General features: G+C 73.2%; 3 protein-coding genes. All 3 read right to left on the reverse strand.

Going from position 1 to position 3,462, the window contains the following annotated elements; genetic code table 11:
- Positions 1-627, reverse strand: a 627-nt coding sequence (locus VIB55_RS08660) for a peptidoglycan-binding domain-containing protein (protein WP_331876262.1), incomplete at its 3' end; no start/stop codon positions are given.
- Positions 624-2,036: a dipeptidase gene (locus VIB55_RS08665; protein ID WP_331876263.1), complete on the reverse strand. Its 1,413-nt coding sequence runs from the start codon at positions 2,034-2,036 to the stop codon at positions 624-626. The genes VIB55_RS08660 and VIB55_RS08665, both read right to left, overlap by 4 nt.
- On the reverse strand, positions 2,033-3,462 hold a 1,430-nt coding region (locus VIB55_RS08670; protein ID WP_331876264.1), incomplete at its 5' end, for a hypothetical protein. The genes VIB55_RS08665 and VIB55_RS08670, both read right to left, overlap by 4 nt.

Consider the following 3,462-nt stretch of genomic DNA (forward strand, 5'->3'; position numbering starts at 1 on the left):
GCTGATCGTCACCTCCACCGGCTTCCCACTGGGGTCTGCCTTGATGAACTCGATTACGCGGTCCAGCGCGGCCTTGTGGGCGGGCTTGCGCACCAGCCAGTCGTTCACGTCGTAGTCGCTAAGGTGCACCTGAAGCTTCACTTCGCGCGCGCTTTCCGGCGTACGGTCTTGCGCCTGCCCCTGCGGCGTGCCGCCCTTCGAGAAGACGCGGGCCTGTTCGGCGGCTGTCATGGTCATGCAGCTGACCTCGTTCCCCCCGCATCGCGGCACCCACGGCCCCGGCTGCCCCACCTGCGCCGGCAGCCCGGTGCCGAACAGCCGGAAGGGCACGCCGCCGCCGGAGACGAACGCCGCTTCCGTCCTCGGGCCGACGACCCCGTCCGCGACCAGGCCCTTCCGCTGCTGGAACTGGCGGATGCCGGTGCGCGTGGGCGTGTCGAGGATGCCGCTGACGGGCAGGCTCATGCCGCCCACCAGGTTCAGCATCGTCTGCACCCAGCGTACGAACGGCGTGGCGCCCGCCCCGAACTCCTGCTCCGGGCCCTCTGCCTGGAACTGGGCGGGGAACAGGATGATTTCTCCACCCCGGCGCACCCAGCGCCCGGCGGAAACGTTGGATGTCGTCATCGGGTGCTCTCATGGGAAAGGGGTGACGCGTCACGGCCCATCGCGCACAGGAAGCGGATGGAAGCCTCGATGCCGCGGAACAGGGTGGGAAGGTGCATCCGCTCGTCCGGCGCGTGCATGCCGTCGCGCGGGCGGGCAAGCCCCATCAGCACTACGGGGGCGCCCAGCGCCTGGCCCAGGGCGTTGACGACGGGAATGGTGCCGCCGGAGCGCAGGAAGACGGCGGGCGCGCCGAATGCCTGGCGCAGCGCCTTGGCCGCGGCGCGCATGGCCGGGTGGCGCGTGTCCATCCGCGCCGGCTGAGCGCCGAACCGCGTGCGGACCTCCACCTGGACGGTGCGCGGGGCGATGCGGGCGACGTGGTCGCGAAAGAGCCGGTCTACGCGGGCGGGGTCCTGCCCCGGGACCAGGCGCAGGCTGAGCTTGGCCACGGCGTGCGCGGGGATCACCGCCATCCCGCCCTCGCCGCCGTGCCCTCCCGTGATGCCGTTCACCGAAAGCGACGGGCGCACCGTGCACCGCTCGTACGCCGTCCACCCGCGCTCGCCCCATCCGCCCGGGGGATCGCCCGCGTTGGCCAGCAGCTCGCGGTCGGACGGGCCCGTTCGCGCCAGGTAGGCTCGCTCGCCGCGCGAGGGTGGGCGCACCCCGTCGTACAGCCCGGGGATGGCGATGCGGCCGTCGGGCCCGTGCAGCCGCGCCACGATTTCGCACAGCGCCTGCAGCGGGTTGTGCACCGCGCCGCCGTACACGCCCGAATGCAGGTCGTGCGACGGCCCGCGCACCTCCAGCTCCAGGCTCAGCGCGCCGCGCAGGGCGTAGGTGATCCCCGGCCGGCCGGGGGCGCGCATCGGCGTGTCGGAAACGAGCGCCACGTCGGCCGCGAACTCGCCGGGGTCGCGGCGCAACACATCGAGCAGCCCCGCGCTCCCCGCCTCTTCCTCGCCTTCGAAGACGCAGACGACGTTCACGGGCAGCCGTCCCGTCGTCCGCAGCAGCGCCTCGATGGCCTTCACGTGGGCCCACAGCTGCCCCTTGTCGTCGCACGCCCCCCGCCCGAACAGCTCGTCGCCGCGAACGGCGGGCTGGAACGGCGGCGACGTCCACTCGTCCGGATCGTCCGCGGGCTGCACGTCGTAGTGGCCGTAGATGAGGATGGTGGGCCGGCCCGGCGCGCAGCTCCACCGCCCGACGACGAGCGGCGCGCCGGACGTTTCCCGCACCCGCGCCTCCAGGCCGATGGACCGCAGGTGCTCCGCCAGCCACCCCGCGCAGCGTCGCACGTCCCCGGCGTGGGCGGGGTCGCCCGCCACACTGGGGAACGCGACGAAACGCTTCAGCTCGTCCACGACCCGGGCGCGGTGCGCCCGGGCGTAGGCCAGCGCGGGGTGGGCGGCGCGCGCGATCATCCTTCGCCCGGGATCTCGTACTGCTTCTCCCGGGGCTCCAGGGAGAAGTTCTGGAAGAACGTGGGCGTGGCACCCTTGTGCGTGATCTTGATCCCCAGCGGCGCGATCCAGATGTCGTGCTTCGATGACGCGTTCTCCAATTTCTTGTGGCCGTTGTTCCACAGCCACCGGTACAGCACATGCTCGACGTCCTGGCGCAGCCACTCGAGGTGCGTGGGGTCGTTGGGCTTGAAGTCGATGGTCTTCCAGGGCAGCGAGGCAGAGCGCCCGTCTTTCAACTGCAGGTCGGGCAAAGGCTTCACCGTGCCCAGGTAGATGTAGTAGTCCTGCAGGGGCGCGTTGAGCACGGTGAGGATGCGGAAGCGGGAGCCCCATTCCCTGCTGAAGTTTCCGGACTGCCCCACGTACACGGGGCGACCGCCCTGCTTGCGCGTGATGACGTAGACCACCGCTCCTGCCTTGGTGTCTCCCATCAGGTCGGCGAGGGGCCGTTTTTCCTGCCAGTCGATGACGGCGCGCGCGCCCCGCACGCGGAACTTCGAGCCCGCGAAGCTCTTGCGTTCTTCCCGGTCGTTGGGCCTCACGATCTCCGATTCGCCCTCCGCCCGAACGGCAACGATCTCGCCCTGCATCTCGCCCGCGGGGCGCACGAGGAGCGAGTAGCCCGGCGCCTCGAACAGCTCCATCCGCTGGCCGGTGCGGCGCGAGCGCAGGCTGCCGCGCCGCCTGGACTGCGCGGTGAGACGCGCCACGGAGCGGACCACCGTGGGCGCCGGGTCCGCGGGAAGGCTGCCCCCCGCGAGCTTCGCCAGGTCGTCCGGGCGCAGACGCGAAAGGATGGAGTGAAGACCCTGGTGGGGAAGCCGCAGCCGCCACCCGTCCGCCGTGGTCCCCGGCCGCGCGGGCGGAGCGGGGAGGGCGGGGATGGGCTCGGGCGAGGGGCGCACGCCGAACTCCAGCTCCTCGGCGGGGCGCACCGCCACGATCTCGTGCACCTCGGCCTCCAGCTCGCGGCGGGGGCGGGTGACGAGGCCCCAGCGCCGCCCGCCCGCGGTGGCGCCGAACACGGGGAACGCGGCGCCCGAGCGGCGGCTGCGCAGCGTGCCGATGCGGGTGGAGCGCCGGGCCAGGCCGCCCAGGGCGCCAAGGCGCGGCCGACGGCGCCGGAAGCGCCAGGGCTGGTACGGAGCGCGCCAGCCGCCCCACAGCGTCGCCGGAACGGCCAGCACGTAGCCGTCGTCGGTGGGCCACGACGGCGGGGCCGCGTCGTCGTCGTAGCCGTCGTCGAGCCCGGCGCCGAAGCCGGGCGGGTCCAGGGGCAGGCCCCGGTGCGCGCCGGCCGGGCCGAAGCGCGGGGGCGGCCCGTCGTCGTTGTCGTCGTATCGCATGGTCAGGGATGGCTGGGTGGCGCGGGGGGGGGGGGGGG

This window comes from Longimicrobium sp., assembly GCF_036554565.1.
In the GTDB taxonomy this organism is placed as follows: domain Bacteria; phylum Gemmatimonadota; class Gemmatimonadetes; order Longimicrobiales; family Longimicrobiaceae; genus Longimicrobium.

Bases quoted from the DNA above. Each gene is read 5' to 3' on its own strand.
- VIB55_RS08665 (WP_331876263.1), bottom strand. From the start codon at position 2,036: ATGATCGCGCGCGCCGCCCACCCCGCGCTGGCCTACGCCCGGGCGCAC.